We start from the raw sequence: 15,969 nt of genomic DNA on the forward strand, positions 1-15,969 counted from the left end.
GTTGCAGATGGAAACTTCACTTTATTCTAAAGAGTTTTTTTCTTAATCCACTGATCCGAGATCGAGATAGGAAAGGATACATTTCCAAGGACGACAGCGCTTTTTGCACCCGTAGCATTTGGAACGTTACTTGCGTTACCATGGTAGGTTTCATTTGCAAGAAGAGCGAATGCTACAGCTTCTTTAGCCTCCGAAGAGTATCCTAACTCTTCTTGGGTATAAACTTGAATTGATTCCCCAAGTAGTGATTGAATCATGTTGAGTAAAGTTTTATTATAGCTGCCACCACCTCCAACAATGACTTCGTCGATTTTAACTTGTGGAAAGATGAATTTACAATAGTTCTCTACAATGGATTTTGCTGTGAACATTGTTATAGTTGCTAATATATCGTGGCTGGAAAGCGAATTAAACTTATTTAATAGTATGTCAATATACTGCTTACCAAACAATTCTCTACCTGTTGTTTTGGGAGGAGGGCTCATAATATAAGGATGATTTATACAGTATGATAAGAGCTGTTCGTTTATTTTTCCTTTTTTAGCTAAATTACCACCTTCATCGTACTCTACGCTAAACAATTGGCGACATACTTCATCGATAATCATATTCCCGGGCCCTGTATCAAAGGCATACAGTTCATTAAGTGAGGCTTGCTTAGGAAAAACAGTTACATTTCCAATACCGCCTATGTTTTGTAACAATCTGCCCTTTGTTTCACTTCGATAAAGAACATATTCGGTATAAGGTACCAGAGGAGCGCCCTGTCCACCTGCTGCCATGTCCATAGTACGAAAGTTAGATATTACGGTTGTATTGGTTTCATAAGCAATTACCGAGGGTTCACCAATCTGTAGCGTTGAGGGTACCCAGTTTTGTTCTTGTAAAGGTTGATGGTAAATAGTTTGTCCATGGGATCCTATAAGGTCCAACTGTTCTAAAGGTAGTTTAGCTTTCTTGCAAACTTCCTTTGTAGCATCTGCAAATAATTTTCCGAGCTTAAAATTTAAACTACAAATTAGTTGCACGTTAGATGTATCTACAGACAAAGACTGTATAATTTCTCCTTCAACATCTTTTGGGAAAGGATATGTTAGAAACTCAATCATTTCTATTTCCGTCCTTACGCCGCTATTATTCACACGTACAAGCGCAGCATCAATACCATCTAATGATGTTCCAGACATTAACCCAACAATGTACATTATTATTACACCTACTTTTCATAGATTTTTAAGTTCCTTACTAATCAACAAAACGAGTTCTTATAAAACCATGATAAAGTGAAACTTAATGGCTTGATTAATATATATAACAAGATTATATACATTGTCACAGCGCCAGTTTTCTATAGTTATAAATATACTTTTTCCGCATTCTATATGTAGCTTCATCAGAAAAAGGGACTTTAACAATCTTGTAAGGATAGAATAATCATTCATGTGTACTACATTGATATCATAATTCTTAACACCTGACATGATAGCGTCAATCATAAATTTTTGTTCTTTTGGAAGGCTTGGATAAAAGCACAATTGTTCATGAGGCAGTACCCAATCTTGATGCTCTCAGGTAGTTCATTAAGATTCGAAAGTTCAGTTGATTCTCTAAAGGTATTTTAATCTACCACGAATTTTTTACTCAATAGCATGAACCTCTTTCTTATCCGTATAGTTTATAATTGTGTAAGCGTTAACAATTATGTATTATACTCGCTAATATTCTAGTTGTATATACAGTTTTGAAATTTCATTTTAATTTTACGGAAAATAATTGAAATTTATTTTTAGTGGTGTTATAGTCGTATCAAAGAAAGTGATTAGATTACGAATGGTAGAGGGATGGTGTATATGATAGAACATTTAACAACGGAATGTCGTAATGAAAAAACTATGTTTTTAGATGAAATGAAAACGCTTAATTTACTGGAGGTGATGAATGAAGAAGACATAAAAGTTGCTCACTGTGTTCAAAAGGAACTTCCTCAAATTGCAAAGGCTGTAGAGATGATTGTTGTAGCAATGAAACAAGGCGGCAGATTAATCTATATAGGTGCTGGAACAAGTGGACGGATTGGATTGTTGGATGCTGTAGAATGTCCACCAACGTTTAACACTGATCCTAATAAAGTAATAGGTCTAATCGCAGGTGGGGAAAGTGCATTTATTAAAGCGGTTGAAGGGGCAGAAGATAGTTTCACATTAAGCCTTAAAGATTTAAAGGAAATTCAATTAACTAGTAAGGATGTTGTAGTAGGTATTGCTGCAAGTGGGCGTACTCCTTATGTTATTGCAGGCTTAAATTATGCAAATCAACTTGGGGCAGGTACAGTTTCAATAAGTTGTAATAAAGAGTCAGAGATTGGAAAAATTGCTACAATTGCTATTGAAGTTGTAAACGGACCTGAGGTACTGACGGGATCTACTCGCTTAAAAGCCGGAACGGCTCAAAAATTAGTATGTAACATGCTCTCGACAGCTTCAATGGTTGGGATTGGAAAAGTTTATGGGAACTTAATGGTAGATTTACAGCTAACAAACGAAAAGCTAGTTGAACGTGCAAAACGTATTATTATGGATGCCACTGAATGTAGTTACAAAGTGGCAGAAGAATACTTAGTAAAGGCAAATAATCAACCTAAAATTGCCATTGTTATGATTTTGACAAATATTTCTTATGAAGAAGCGGTAGAACGCTTAAAAGTTGCAGAAGGATTTATAAGAAAAGCGCTTTGAAATTTATTAAATAAAAAAGAAGTAGTAGGGGGAATAAAGATGAAGGTATTATTCGTATGTTCTGGTGGAATGTCAAGCGCAATTATTGTAAGCGCTTTAAAAAAAGAGGGTGGAAAACAAGGGGTGGATTTAGAGGTATTGGCAGTTGGTACTCAAGAATTTGATTCAGAAGTACGTAACGGTTGGGATGTTGCTATGGTAGCCCCACAAGTAAAACATCGTTTTGATAGTTTTAAAAGCTCTGCAGATGAAGCCGGAGTACCATGTCAAGTAATCCCAGCCCAAGCATACAGCCCTCTTGGTGGACCTATTCTATTAAAGTTAGTAAATGAACTTATAAAGTAATAATCCAACAAATAGGTTTAACTATTAAATAGCTAAAGGGGAAATTGCAAATGGATAAGTTTATCGCTTTTTTAGAAAATAATCTTTCAACACCCATGGCTAAATTGTCTGAGCAAAAACATTTACGTGCAATACGTGATGGGGTAGTTTCTGCTTTACCATTCATCATCTTCGGGAGCTTATTTCTTATTATTGCCTTCCCACCCGTAGCAGCAGATTCCACAATAGGTGAATGGGCAGCAAAACACGTCGCAGATATTTTAATACCCTATCGATTAACGATGTTTATTATGACTCTATATATTACTTTTGGAATAGGCTATAGTTTGTCTCAAAGTTATAAGTTAGATCCTCTATCAGGAGGATTACTATCGGTAGCTGCTTTCTTGTTCACAATAGGCGTGAAAATGATAGAGGGTGTAGGTTTTGTGTTGCCGATGTCAAATCTTGGTGGGCATGGACTCTTTGTAGGGATGATTGTTTCCATATTTGCGGTTGAAATTTTACGTCTATGTAAGACCAAAAATATTACAATCAAAATGCCAGATTCCGTTCCAACTTCTGTAGCCCGTTCATTTGAAGCGTTAATACCAGTTACAATTGTACTGGTTATCATGACATTAATTACAGTAGTCTTGGGTATTGATCTACATTCACTTGTTGATAAAGCTGTTGCACCACTTATTAAAGCAGGAGATACACTACCGGGCGTATTAATCCCTGTCTTTTTAATAACATTCTTCTGGGCATTCGGTATTCATGGGGTATCAGTTGTAGGTGCTGTTGCTCGTCCAGTTTGGGAAGTTTATTTAGCTAATAATTCAGCAGCAGTTGCAGCTGGAAAGGCAATCCCTCACATAGCTCCTGAAACATTTTTCCAATGGTTTATTTGGATTGGTGGTTCTGGCGCAACATTAGGGTTAGTAATTGCTATGTTATTAACAGCAAAATCTAGTTATAGTAAGACGATGGCGAGAGCGACAATTGTTCCGAGCATATTTAACATCAATGAACCTGTTATTTTTGGGATGCCAATTGTATTAAATCCAATCTTAATTATTCCGTTTGTTATAACACCATTAATTGGTGCGACACTTGCGTACATCGCGACGTCAATAGGATTAGTTAATCCAACGTATGTAATGGTTCCATGGACATTGCCAGCCCCAATAGGTGCCTATCTTTCAACAGGCGGTGATTGGAGAGCAATCATTCTTGTATTAGTCAATCTTGCAATCTCAGTTACTATTTATCTACCATTCTTTAAAATGTATGATAAAAAGCTTTTAGAACAAGAAAATACAACAGAAACAACAGAAGACACGAACGTGGCCTTATAAAAATATTTGAAAGGAGTTTGGGACTAATTGCTTCAAGCTCCTTTTAATATGAAAAGAGAAGGGGGATAAAAATGAATTCAACATCCAAAATTCACTTTTTTAGTTACAAAAGTGCATTTTTACTTTTTAGTTTTATTCTTGTTTTTAATCTTATCTTTAATCCTTTAATGAATGTGGGTGGGATAGATAAACAATTGTCATTGTACCTAGGTAATACCTTTGCCTTCAGTGCAGGATTAACTGTTGTTATTACTTTGGTTGAAGGTAGGTTTAAAAACAAGAAACAAGCGTTAATTTTGTTCTTGTCTTTAATAGTAGTGAGTGCACTAATTTGTTACCCTATTGTCTATGCGTAAATGAAAAGAAAAAGTTCGTTATCTAAAATGAGGTGTTAGTGAAATGGAAAAGCAAAAGGGAATAAAAATTGCTACAATTGGTGGCGGATCCAGTTACACGCCAGAATTAATTGAAGGTTTCATTAAACGTTACGATGAGCTACCAGTTAGAGAAATTTGGTTAGTGGATATTGAAGAAGGAAGAGAAAAACTTGAAATTGTAGGGTCCTTAGCACAAAGAATGGTTGAAAAAGCAGGAGTTCCAATGGAAATTCATTTAACATTAGACCGTCGTCAAGCTTTACAGAATGCTGATTTTGTGACAACGCAAATGAGAGTCGGTTTACTAGATGCTCGAGTTAAAGACGAACGTATTCCTTTACAACTGGGATTAATTGGCCAAGAAACAAATGGTGCAGGTGGGCTATTTAAAGCATTACGAACAATCCCTGTGCTTCTAGAAGTCGCAGAAGAAATGCAAGAACTTTGCCCAAATGCATGGTTAATTAACTTTACAAACCCTGCTGGAATGGTAACGGAAGCTCTTCTTCGTTACAGTAAGCATAAAAAAGTTATTGGTGTATGTAATGTGCCATTTAATATGCATATGTCTATTTCAAAAATGTTAGGTATGGAGATGGGGAGAGTACACATTGATTTTGCGGGATTAAACCACATGGTATTTGGGACACACGTGTACGTTGATGATCAAGAAGTGACAGAGAAAGTGCTTGAAATGCTAGGAAATCCAGAAATTCAAATGACAATGAAGAATATTGCACCTCTTCCTTGGAATCCAAGATTTTTGAAATCATTAGGTGTAGTACCATGCCCATACCATCGTTATTATTACAAAACAAAAAATATTTTAGATGAAGAATTAGAAGCATTTAAATCAGGAAAAACCCGTGCTGAAATTGTCAAAAAACTAGAGGGAGATCTGTTTGATTTGTACAAAGATGAAAAACTTGACATTAAACCTCCACAATTAGAACAGCGGGGTGGTGCGTACTATAGTGACGCGGCGTGTAATGTTATTTCTTCTATTTATAATGATAAAAAAGACATTCAAGTATTAAATGTCCAAAACAAAGGATCCATTACCGAAATCGATTATGATTCAGCTGTTGAAGTAAGTTGTATTGTAACAAAAAATGGACCAGCCCCTATAACAATGGGGAAATTACCAGTTCAAGTTCAAGGGTTAATTCAACAAATCAAATCATTTGAAAGAGTAGGTGCTGAGGCAGCTGTAACAGGTTCTTATGATAAGGCTTTATTAGCCTTATCAATTAACCCGCTTATTCCAAGTGATGATTTAGCAGAAGCTGTATTACAGGAACTATTAAAAGCACATAAAGAGTATTTACCACTATTTTTTAGCTGATTAGAATAATAAGAAATTTAATAGTAAAGACCAATTGAAATCTGATATTCTCTGAAACATTGATTCTTTTAGGGAATGCCGTATTTAAAATTTATTAAGATGAGGAGTGTTAAGATATGTCAACAGAAATCAATAATAATGAAATGGAAATTTTTGAAATTATTTCTCATGGTGGAAATGCGAGAGGATTAGCTTATGAAGCATTAACAGCCGCAGAAGAATTTAACTTTGAAAGAGCGACAGAACTTATTAACCAAGCTGGGGAAGAACTTAGCTTGGCTCATAAAACACAAACAAAGTTAATTCAAGCTGAATTGAATGGAGTTCCAAGTGAAAAAACATTGTTAATGATCCATGCTCAAGATCACTTAATGACAGCGATAAGTGAACAAAAGCTGATTGAACATATGATTCGTATCATAAAAAAACTAGCGCCACAACAATAATGGAGGATGTAGAAAGGTAAAGGTGGTTTAAAGATGAGAAAATTAGGTGTTTCTATTTATCCGGAACATTCAACTATAGAAAAGGATAAAGAGTATATTGTACTGGCGCAAAAATATGGGTTCAAAAAAATCTTTACTTGCCTACTTTCGGTAGAAGGTGATAAAGAAAAAATTATTAAGGAATTTAAAGAAATAATTGAATTTGCAAATCAATTAGGCATGGAAGTAATGGTCGATATTTCTCCTCGAGTATTTGGGGATTTAGATATATCCTATGCTGATTTATCATTCTTTTCTGATTTAGGAGCGTATGGAATTCGTCTAGATATGGGGTTTACAGGGAATGAAGAGTCTATCATGACATATAATCCCTATAATTTAAAAATCGAAATTAATATGAGTAATGCAACGAATTATTTAGATAATATTATTGCTTATAAGCCTAATAAAGAGAACTTAGTAGGTTCACATAACTTCTATCCTCATCGTTATGCAGGATTAAGTTATGATCATTTTCTAAAGTGTTGTGAAAAATTCAAATTTCATAATATTCGAACTTCTGCATTCATCAGTTCGCACGCAGCAACTTATGGGCCTTGGCCAGTAACGGAAGGTTTATGTACACTTGAAATGCATCGTGAATTACCAATAGTAACGCAAGCGAAACACTTATTTGCAACAGAAGTAATTGATGATGTGATTATTGCTAACGCATATGCATCAGAGGTTGAATTAGAAGCGCTCGGTAAATTAAACCGTGAGCTATGTACGTTTAATATAGAACTATATGATACGATTACAGAGTTAGAAAAAAAGATTGTGCTAGAAGAACCTCATTTCTATCGTGGAGACGTTTCAGAATATCTTATTCGCTCGACTCAATCACGTGTAAAATATAAACGAGAAGAATTTGAACCAACATATACCCCTGATATTAGAAGGGGAGATATTTTAATTGAAAATAAGCTATACGGACAATATAAAGGTGAACTGCAAATTGCATTGAAAGAAATGCAGAATTTAGGTAAAACAAATGTAGTTGGTAGGATAGTTGAGGAAGAAATTTTTCTCCTTGATTATCTAAATCCTTGGGAGAAATTCCAATTTTCAATTAAGTGATTTTATCAAAAAAAATCTCAAACCAAGGGGAAAGGAAGGAACAGAACGCTCCTTCCTTTTTTGTTTATCCCACTATTCGAGGATAGGAATACTTTCACCTCAAAATTTGGTGGAAGCGAAGATGTTAGTTAGGCGGTAAACTACCTATAAAAGCTCGTTTGGTTAGGTGGAATAATCAATAGGGGATGAAGAAAACACCCACTGATTGAAGTTTTACTTTATGAATGAGGAGGAATCTATATGAATTATATTATCGGAGTAGACGGTGGTGGCACTAAAACTGAAGCAGTGGCTTATGATTTAACTGGTGAAAAAATAAGTGAAGGTAAAGCAGGATACGGAAACTTACTTTTAAATGAAAAGCAAGCTCTTATTAACATTATTGATGCTATTGCAAAATGCTTAGTTCCTTTGAAAAATGAAGAATGCCAGTATATATGCTTAGGGTTAGCGGGGTATGGAGGGGTTAAAAATACAAAAGGTATAAAAGATGCTCTTTCTGATGCGTTTAATATTCCATTTATGATTGTAAATGATGGAATTATTGCACATGCTGCTTTACTAAAGGGGAAAAATGGTATCTTAACAATTTCAGGGACAGGATCTGTTAGTATTGGAGTTCAAAATGATACTGAAAAATTGGCAGGTGGCTGGGGACATATTCTTGGTGATGAAGGAAGTGGCTATTGGATTGCTATGCAGGTTTTCATGAAAATGACGCAAGAAGAAGATGAAGGATTAAATTATAGTGACCTAACTAAGTTGATACTAACAAAACTTGGTTATCAGAGTGTGCTTGAGTTAAAAAAATTTATTTATTCCTCAACTAAGGCAGAGATTGCTTCTTTTGTTCCGATAATCGTTCAACAAGCAAAAGCAGGTGATGATTTTGCAAAGAATATTCTCAAACAAGCAGGCTGTCACCTTGCCAAGATTACGCTTGATGTTTGTGGAAAATTAAATTTTGACAACAATGTTACAATTGCTATTAAAGGAAGTGTGTTAACTAATATACAGATTGTACAAACTTCCTTTATTGAAAAAATTAAACAAGAAAAACCGGAAGTGCAATTTATTTTAGAAGATGTATCATCTACATTAGGCTGTTATTACTTAGCTCTGAAATATATGAGCTAATTAAAAGTTAAAGGGGCAATTCAATATGCATGTAGTGAATGTATTATTAAAAATTGAAAGTTTATTATATCAATTACCAAAATCTGAAAGAAAAATAGCGCAATATATTTTAAACAATCCACAAGAAGTTATTAGAATGACTATACATGAATTAGCTACTCATGCTAATGCGAGTAGCTCTGCGGTCACTAGGCTTTGTCGTTCTATTGAAATTTCTAGTTTTTCAGAGTTAAAGGTATCTTTATCATCGCATCTCTCATACCCAGAGAAGAAAGGTTTTTATGACATTGAACCAAATGAAACAATAACGGCTATTAAAGAAAAAATAGTTTCCAACTCTGTACAAGCGATACAAGAAACAGCACTTTATTTAGATGAAGTTGTTCTCAATCAAATAATTGAAGCTATGAGAAATGCAGATGTTATTTATGTTTATGGATTAGGAGCTTCATGGCTTGTTGCGGAAGATATTACTCATAAATGGTTACGTTTAGGAAAGATTGTAAGTGCATATCAGGATGCACATATCATGGCTACTGGACTTGCTGCATCAACAAAAAATTGTGTGTTTTTTAGTATATCCAATAGTGGAGAAACTGGAGAAGTACTGCGACTTGTTGATATTGCAAAAGCATCTGGTATTCAAACAATTGGATTGTCTCGATTTGGGAATAACAGATTAACCAATAAAGTTGATATGTCCTTACATCATGTTCGTGCACCAGAGGCTCAATTTCGTAGTGCAGCAACAAGTTCATTATTTGCCCAATTTCTGACTATTGACATAATCTTCTATGCATACGCATCAAAATATTATGATGAAAACATTAAGGAAATTGAACGTTCAAGAGAATCTGTATTAAGGTTCATAGGGAAAAAAAACACTAATTAAAGTTTCTTTTACTGTTGTATATCTTACGCGAAAGGGGAAATATACGAACAGGATACATAACGAGGAGGAAGAGAAATGAAATCTACAGATCAATTTCAGACGTACGAAGTTCCTTGGGAAGAATTTATTGAAGCATTGCGGGGGGAAATGAAGAAACAAGTAGGGGCGGATATTATTGATACGGTCGTATGTAATTTGAAAGATGGTTTTGAAGTGTATACATATGTGCAAGGAGATTTGGATTTTGAATATAAGGAGGCGCTTGAAAGAAAATACGGAAGCGATGCGAAGATACCTAACTTACTAACGGTTATGCTGTTAGCTAGTATTTACAATACAAGTGAAGAGAATATACGTTTACATGCAGATCAAAAGGAAAATCCGATTGTTGAAGTATATGTGAAGAAGTAAAGAGTGCGCTAATTATAGCGTGCTCTTTATTTCTTGTATTGAAAAGAAAATCAAACTTTAATGGTGGAATTTATAGCGGGAAAAGTATGAAAGCTATGTGTTATTTCAGATATATAATAAGGAAAAAACTCGAAATAAAATATGGGAGTAGTTCATTTTTGTTTACATAATGTAATTGTTGTGAACTGTTGTCCTAAAATACAAGTCATATATCTTGTTTCCCCTCATAAATTTAAACATAGGAATTTGTCTACAAAGGTGGCGAAGCCTCATCGTGAAAATTCGAATTTGTGCCACGTTCATGTTGTTTCTATTTATATGTTTACCTTTTTCAGCTTTTGCAAAAGGAGAGGAGGCAAAGGAAAGGGTCGTTTCACTTGTATATGATGATTCGGGCAGCATGAGAAATAACGATCGCTGGAAGTACGCCAATTACGCCTTGCAAAGTTTAGTTGCGCTATTAGATGAGAAAGATAAATTTTCTTACGTTCCAATGAGTAAGCAAAATAATCCGTTAAACATTTCGTTAACAAAGGATCAAAGGCAAACAGAAATTAATGGAATCGGCGCGTGGAAAACATATTTAAATACTCCATTTAGCGCAGTAGAAACGGCGATGCAATCTATAAAGAAGGAAGCAGATATAGATGGGAAACGTGAATTTTGGCTTATTGTATTAACTGACGGGGTATTTAATGATTTGGAGAAAGATAAGGTTGGCGGAAAAGAACAAATTACACAGAAGTTAGCACAGTTTAAGAAAGAGATGGATTCTAAAAAGATCTCTTTGCACCCAGTCTTAATCACGATGGAAGAGGATTTAGGGCAGCAAGAAAAAGAGCAGTTAAATACGTTTAAAGAGATTTGGAAAAAAGAAATGAATGGAGTTGTCATGCCGTCTAGCGGTGAGGATGGTATTGTGCAAAGTGTGAATCAAGTGGCGGCATTAGTTGCAAATCGTGATCCATTTTCTTCTGTTGAATCGATTGTCAAAACGAAAATAGTAGGGAAAAAAGTAGAGATTACAACACCGTTTCCATTAAAGCGTATGACGCTTGTACGACAATCACCTTCTTTGTCTAATTATAAAGTTATGCAACTTTCCAAACCGTTACAATTGCAGTCTTCTTTTTCCATACATGCACCAGGAGAAGCTAAATTATTCGGAAATATAGTGCATGTAAGTACAGCGAATCAGGAAGTGATTAAGCCAGGGACATATACGATAGAAGTGGATCAGGACATTGAGAATGAGGGATTACAAGTACTTGTTGAACCAGCGCTTAACTATACTGTTTCTACGTATGACAAAGATGATAAAGATAGAAAAAATGTTGAGAAAATGTATGAAGGTGTGACAGCTGTTATTGAAGCGAAACCTACTGAATTACCAATTCAAACTTCTTATTTCGAAGCAGAAGTAGAAATAGACGGAAAGCAGTATCCGATGAAGTGGGATGATAAAAGACATGTGTTTTATTACGAGACAAAAGTTGGTAAAGAGTTAGTACGCGGGAAAGTCCATATGAATATAAAGGGATTTTATAGACAGACGAAAGAATTCAAGATTGAACCAGCTGAAAAACCAAAATTAACACTTCAAGCTGTTACGAAAGATTATGAAGAAAAGGTAACAAATTTAGAAAATAGTAAACCATTTATTTTACAGCCACAGTTAAATGGTAAACCGATGACAGAAGAGGCTGTAAAGAAACTATTAAAATCTACTGGTGTCACATCGAATCAATCGATCAACTATGAATTAAAACAGCATGGTAGTCAAGTTTATGTTTATCCTCGACCTTATTACTCCGACACATTCAATTTTACAGATACCGGCACCGTAGAGGCTACCATCACGATCAATGATTCAAAATTACAAGAAGTAAAGGAAAAGATTGTACTGCACATTGAAAATGCGCCGTTTTTTGAGAAGTATACGCTCGTTTTTAAATTTGTAATTCCTATTACTTTATTACTTTTAATTGTAGGAATTATTATTTTAGGATGGATTGTTCGTCCGAGATTTCATCGGAAAGCATTACTATATTACGAATGGGATCAAGAAGTAGCGAAAGATTGGCTTTATCAATCTGAACCAGAGTTACTTAAAAATAAATGGTGGAAGCACTATTTTGGCATTCCATTCCGAGCAGAAAGAAAGACTGTGCAATCTGTAACATTAATAGCGAAAAAAGGATCGAAATCTATATTTGTAGCGAAAGAATCGCAAGTAGTTGGGATGATTATTGATGGAATGTTTATTACAGAGGAAGAAGTGGGAATGGAGCATAAGACGTTGTATCCAAATGAACTTTTAGTAATTGATAGAGGATATGGTAAGGAGATTTACCGGTACGAATGTGAATAGTAGATAGGGTGTAAGAGGGGCGGAGGAGGCCCGGCTCTCTTTATTCTTCTTTTCAAACAAGCAAGAATAGGAAGGTGGTTCACATGACATTACAAGTTCCAACAATTTTAATTGGCTTAGGTGGAATCGGTAGTACTGTCACACATCAAATATATGAAAGATTATCTGAGGAGCGTCGTAAAAAGGTAGCGATGCATGTATTTGATACAGATGTGAATACATTGAGTAAATTTGATCATATTCGGAAGTTTAAGACGCAAACGAGCTCGAGTAAAACACCGAGAGAGTATATTGCGGGAGATCCAACGATTCCAGAGTGGTTCCCGATGGACCCGACTATACTTGATAAACCGTTAACGGAAGGAGCGGGACAGTTACGTGTCATTTCACGTTTAGCGTTACGTGCTGCGATGAAAGAAGATAAACTCACATCGTTTTGGCAAGAAATCGAGAAGATTTTTCCAGTTACAAGTGATCAGACGGAATATGGTGTACGTGTCATTATTGTAACATCACTAGCTGGCGGAACAGGCTCAGGGATGTTTTTACAAATCGCATTATATTTGCGTGAAATGCTCCGGAAAAAATTGCAGCATCACAACATTTTAATTCGCGGTGCGTTTTTAATGCCAGATGTTTTAGTTAAGACGAGAACGGTTAGTGCGAAAGAGTTTGAAACTGTGCAAGCGAATGGTTATGCATCGTTAAAAGAGTTGCACGCTATTACGCTCGGGTCGACTGGTGAATTATCAAAACGAGGCGGCGTAACGATTGAATTAGAATATCGTCCTGATCAAGTGGATGAAGATGGAAGAACAAATCATACGATAAAGCAGCATCATTTACCGTACAATTATTGTTTCTTATATGATTATGAAAATTTACATGGGCACCATTTGCACAATTTATCGGATTATATGGAGCAAATGGCAAATACGATTTATTTACAGTTATTCAGTCCAATGTCTGCAAATCATTTTGCGCAAGAAGATAATCAAATTCAGCAATTGGCAGAATCGAGTGGGAAAGGGAGATATTGCGGAGCAGGAACGGCGAAGCTCATTTATCCGTATGAGCACGTTTTGAAATACTGTGCTTTAAAATGGGCGGTGCAAGGTTTAGATGAATCTTGGCTTCATTTAGATCAACTGTTTCAAGAGAAGAAGCAAAGATATGATCAAGATGTAAAGCGCGGTATGCAGCGTGAAAAGCCAGAGCGCGGGAAAAGTTATTTAGAAGATTTAGAGCATCTTGCTACTCGTCCAGAACAGGCCCATATTTTTTATAGACAAATGTTCAATGAGACGCGCGAAGGGGCCGAGGGCGGTAAGGTCGGTGTTGCAAAATCAAAATTGTTTTTAGATGCTGTAGAGAGTTACGTACACCGTACAGTGCAAAAAGATGAAGAATTAAACCGCCTGCAGCATGAGTGTAAAATATCGGCTGCGAAACTGAAAATGATGGAACAAATGAAAGGTGAAGTAGCGAGAGTTGATCATGCGGTTCGTTTATATGCTTATGCGATTCCGAGCCGTGTACATGAGCATGTGACTACACTTTTATATGACATGGTCGAATCAGACCGCTTTATACCGAGTGGATCAGAAGGACAGTCTTATCAATTAAATACATGGTTTTTAAAGAAAACGGATCCGGTTCATCCTGTCGCAGCACGTTTTATGCTGTATGAAATTCGTAAGCAGTTAGTAGAGAAGATGAATCGACTGCATGAAAATAATGAACAAAAGCGTAATTTAATTCAAAACTACGATAAGAAATTTAATGTGAGTAATATTGATGGAACGGTAACGGCTGTTCGCCGCGTTGAAATTGCTCAGCAACAAGGCTGGGTCGGGAAAATGTTTTATAATCAGCAACGTTTGTTCAAAAAAGAATTTGAAGATATCGTAACGCAATATGTCCACAAATTAAGTGAGTATCGTAAAGAAATGTTATTAGAACTCGTGTATCAATCGCTATACCAAGCAGTTGATAAAATGATCCAATATTGGGAAAGATTCTTTGATAATTTACACGAAACACGTGAAAATTTATTGTTTGAAATCCAAAAGCGAAGCAAGGAATTTGAGGGGAAAACGAACCCGACGAATGTATATGTATTAGCAGAAGAGAAATTGCAAGAAAAGATTTGGCAAGATATGCAGCAACATTTAAATTTAGGTGTATTACCGAAAGATATATCGTCCGAAATTTATATGAGCTTGTACGGGGAATATTGTCGTGATGCGAAAGCCGAAGAAATTCAGTCGAAAAAGGTGGAAGACTTCTATCGTGAACATATATTGAGTTATTGTTATGACGAACTTCAAGTGCGCTATCGTGACAAACTAGAGCTTAATATCGTTGAAGCATTGCGAAAAGAAGCAGATTTCAAGAAACGTGATCGTGATGAATACGTTCGTGAAAAAATTGAAGATCTTTTCCATTTAGCAAGTCCGTTCGTTCCGAAAGTTTCTCATCATAGAGAGTTACAATATTGGGGCGTACATCCATCTTTAAAACAAGAATTGCAAGAAGAGTTATTGCAAGAAATGTTTAAAGAAAAAGATACGGTAAACGAGGCGTTTTCACCATTTGAAGTGATTTGTTATCGTGCTCATTACGGATTATCGCTACAAGATTTCCCTAAGCTTTCATCTGGACATATTGCGAATGGTTTTATGAACGATAAAGGTGACTACTTTCAATCGTATTATCGCCGCGTGAACAAATTAAATAGTAAAAAATCTAGTTTGACGCCGCATTTAGATAAATATTGGCACTTACCAGCCTTTATGCCAGACTTGAATGCAACGCAAACGAAGTTAGATTACGATAAATGTAATCGTGCTCTTCTGTACGCGTATATGTATCGCTGGATTAGCTTAGTGGCTGTAGATGGACAGTTCGTGTATCAATATAACGGTGTCGGCCGTAGCTTTTTAATCCAGTCGATGGGGAAAAATATTTCAAGCGAAAGTTATAAGTTGCACAGAGCATTGCTTCATAATCCGTTTATTTATGAAAATATCTTGTCCAGGTTTGAAGAAGAGCAAGAAAAGGCAATGATACAAGGTGGGCATTTATATACACATGCATTTGTATTAGGTGCTCAAGATATTAGATGGCTTCGTAAAGAGCATGTCCATAATATTTTAGATATGATTTTAATGTATGATCGTGAGGCAAAATATGACCCGACGTTAGAAGAAACATCTGATGATTTGTTAAGGCTATTCCTTGATGAAATTGAGCTGTATTTCCAAAACTATTACGGAACAGGTGCAGATATGGTTGCAAAGAAAGAGAAAGAGATGTTTATGAAACAATTGTGGGATCGTTCGTATGCGAAAGGGTATGTGGATCCAAATAGTGCGCCTTATAAAAAATGGCAAAATGTATTACATGTTCCCGATGAAGAAGAAGTTCCAAAAACGAATGTATAATGAGT

At 35.6% G+C, this 15,969-nt stretch carries 13 protein-coding genes and 1 pseudogene; 12 read left to right on the forward strand and 2 right to left on the reverse strand.

The genetic code is table 11. From position 1 onward, the window contains the following. Positions 1-26: 26 nt before the first annotated feature. Together anmK and MR071_RS25760 are read right to left on the reverse strand one after the other, a co-directional pair. Positions 27-1,205, reverse strand: a complete 1,179-nt coding sequence (gene anmK, locus MR071_RS06245) for an anhydro-N-acetylmuramic acid kinase AnmK (RefSeq protein ID WP_242235412.1) — start codon at positions 1,203-1,205, stop codon at positions 27-29. Positions 1,206-1,265: 60 nt separating this feature from the next. Then, a pseudogene (locus MR071_RS25760) lies at positions 1,266-1,553 on the reverse strand (family 10 glycosylhydrolase); the annotation flags it as partial. 297 nt (positions 1,554-1,850) lie between these two features. Between MR071_RS25760 and murQ the strand changes: the two are divergent. The 12 genes from murQ (at position 1,851) to MR071_RS06305 (ending at position 15,964) form a co-directional block, all read left to right on the forward strand. Then, the gene (murQ, locus tag MR071_RS06250; protein ID WP_242235414.1) at positions 1,851-2,735 is read left to right on the forward strand and encodes an N-acetylmuramic acid 6-phosphate etherase; all 885 of its coding nucleotides are present in this window, start codon (positions 1,851-1,853) and stop codon (positions 2,733-2,735) included. 39 nt (positions 2,736-2,774) lie between these two features. Next, a complete protein-coding gene (locus MR071_RS06255) occupies positions 2,775-3,080 on the forward strand; it encodes a PTS sugar transporter subunit IIB (protein ID WP_105585246.1) in 306 nt (101 codons plus the stop codon). 50 nt (positions 3,081-3,130) lie between these two features. Then, on the forward strand, positions 3,131-4,420 hold the full coding sequence (locus MR071_RS06260) for a PTS sugar transporter subunit IIC (RefSeq protein ID WP_002146353.1): 1,290 nt from the start codon (positions 3,131-3,133) through the stop codon (positions 4,418-4,420). A gap of 71 nt (positions 4,421-4,491) precedes the next feature. Further along, entirely contained in the window at positions 4,492-4,776 is a 285-nt protein-coding gene (locus MR071_RS06265) for a hypothetical protein (RefSeq protein ID WP_242235416.1), read from the forward strand. 43 nt (positions 4,777-4,819) lie between these two features. Continuing rightward, positions 4,820-6,142, forward strand: a complete 1,323-nt coding sequence (locus MR071_RS06270; protein WP_105585245.1) for a 6-phospho-beta-glucosidase — start codon at positions 4,820-4,822, stop codon at positions 6,140-6,142. 116 nt (positions 6,143-6,258) lie between these two features. Next, positions 6,259-6,588 (forward strand): PTS lactose/cellobiose transporter subunit IIA, encoded by a 330-nt coding sequence (locus MR071_RS06275; protein ID WP_078181164.1) that lies wholly within the window; start codon positions 6,259-6,261, stop codon positions 6,586-6,588. A gap of 33 nt (positions 6,589-6,621) precedes the next feature. After that, positions 6,622-7,707 carry a DUF871 domain-containing protein gene (locus tag MR071_RS06280; protein WP_242235417.1) on the forward strand — a complete coding sequence of 362 codons (1,086 nt, stop codon included), beginning with the start codon at positions 6,622-6,624 and terminating at the stop codon, positions 7,705-7,707. Between the two features lie 240 nt (positions 7,708-7,947). Further along, positions 7,948-8,844 (forward strand): BadF/BadG/BcrA/BcrD ATPase family protein, encoded by an 897-nt coding sequence (locus tag MR071_RS06285; protein ID WP_105585243.1) that lies wholly within the window; start codon positions 7,948-7,950, stop codon positions 8,842-8,844. A gap of 25 nt (positions 8,845-8,869) precedes the next feature. Continuing rightward, positions 8,870-9,736, forward strand: a complete 867-nt coding sequence (locus tag MR071_RS06290) for a MurR/RpiR family transcriptional regulator (RefSeq protein WP_002146363.1) — start codon at positions 8,870-8,872, stop codon at positions 9,734-9,736. 75 nt (positions 9,737-9,811) lie between these two features. Then, positions 9,812-10,147, forward strand: a complete 336-nt coding sequence (locus MR071_RS06295; RefSeq protein WP_078174159.1) for a hypothetical protein — start codon at positions 9,812-9,814, stop codon at positions 10,145-10,147. Positions 10,148-10,421: 274 nt separating this feature from the next. Continuing rightward, complete coding sequence (locus tag MR071_RS06300; protein ID WP_242235420.1) at positions 10,422-12,518, forward strand: vWA domain-containing protein; 2,097 nt, start codon at positions 10,422-10,424, stop codon at positions 12,516-12,518. Between the two features lie 83 nt (positions 12,519-12,601). Further along, on the forward strand, positions 12,602-15,964 hold the full coding sequence (locus MR071_RS06305) for a tubulin-like doman-containing protein (protein ID WP_242235422.1): 3,363 nt from the start codon (positions 12,602-12,604) through the stop codon (positions 15,962-15,964). Positions 15,965-15,969: the final 5 nt, after the last annotated feature.

It is taken from the genome of Bacillus cereus group sp. BfR-BA-01316, assembly GCF_022664195.1.
In the GTDB taxonomy this organism is placed as follows: domain Bacteria; phylum Bacillota; class Bacilli; order Bacillales; family Bacillaceae_G; genus Bacillus_A.